The following is a 1372-nucleotide window of genomic DNA, read 5'->3' on the forward strand; positions in this document are numbered from 1 at the left end:
ATCATCATTCTCGGCGCCGGCCAGGTCGGCGGCACCCTGGCGGAGCACCTCGCCCGCGAGGAAAACGACATCACCGTGGTCGACACGGACGCCAATAAACTGCGCGAGCTGCACACCAAGCTCGATATTCGCACCGTGACCGGCGCTGGCTCCTACCCCATCGTGCTGCGCCAAGCCGGCTGCGAAGATGCCGATATGCTGATCGCGGTGACCAACACCGACGAAGTCAACATGATCGCCTGCCAGGTGGCGCATACGCTGTTTCGCACGCCCACCAAGATTGCCCGAGTGCGCGCCACGCCCTATCTCACCCGCAAGGGCCTGTTTGCCCACGAAGCCATCCCCATCGATGTCCTGATCAGCCCCGAGCAGGTGGTCACCGATCACGTGCGCCGCTTGATCGAGTATCCCGGCGCCCTGCAGGTACTGGATTTTGCCGGCGGCCTGGTACAGCTGGTGGCGGTCAAGGCCGTGTTCGGCGGGCCGCTGGTGGGCCAGGACCTGGCCTTTCTGCGCCGCCATATGCCCAACGTGGATACCCGGGTGGCGGCCATCTACCGGCGTAACCGGCCGATCATCCCGCGCGGCGACACGGTGATCGAAGCCGACGACGAAGTGTTCTTCCTCGCTGCCCGGCGGGATATCCGCGCGGTGATGAGCGAACTCAGACGTGTCGAGCGCGGCTTTCGCCGAGTGGTCATCGCCGGGGGCGGCAATATCGGCGAGCGCCTGGCCGAGCATCTGGAGCATACCCATCAGGTCAAGATCATCGAGCACAGTCTCGAGCGCTGCACCACCCTCTCCGAGCGGCTCGACCGCACCGTGGTGCTGCACGGCAGCGCCACCAGCAAGCGGCTGCTTGAAGAGGAGAACATCGAGGATTGCGATATCTTCTGCGCGCTGACCAATGACGACGAGGTCAACATCATGTCGTCGCTTCTGGCCAAGCGGCTGGGGGCCAAGAAGGTGCTCACGCTGATCAACAACGCCGCCTACGTGGATCTGGTGCAGGGCGGTGAGATCGACATCGCGATCTCCCCCCAGCAGGCCACCATCGGTAGCCTTCTCACCCACGTGCGCCGGGGCGATATCGTCAACGTGCACTCGCTCAGACGCGGGGCTGCCGAGGCGATCGAAGCCATCGCCCACGGCGACAAGCAGTCCTCGCGCGTGGTCGGGCGCACCATCCGCGAGATCAATCTGCCCGAAGGCACCACCATCGGGGCAATCGTGCGCGGCAAGGAAGTGATCATCGCCCATGGCGATGTGTTGGTGGAGAGCGGCGATCACGTGATCCTGTTCGTGATCGACAAGCGCCGCATCCGCGATGTGGAGCGTCTGTTCCAGGTCGGCCTGACGTTCTTTTAGGAGC

At 64.3% G+C, this 1372-nt stretch carries 1 protein-coding gene; it reads left to right on the top strand.

What is annotated here, in order from left to right:
• Window positions 1–1368 (top strand): Trk system potassium transporter TrkA (gene trkA, locus B0H98_RS16895; protein WP_244183216.1); only part of this gene is annotated, 1368 nt, incomplete at its 5' end.
• Window positions 1369–1372: the final 4 nt, after the last annotated feature.

Source organism: Vreelandella songnenensis (assembly GCF_003002925.1).
GTDB classification, from domain to species: Bacteria; Pseudomonadota; Gammaproteobacteria; order Pseudomonadales; family Halomonadaceae; genus Vreelandella; species Vreelandella songnenensis.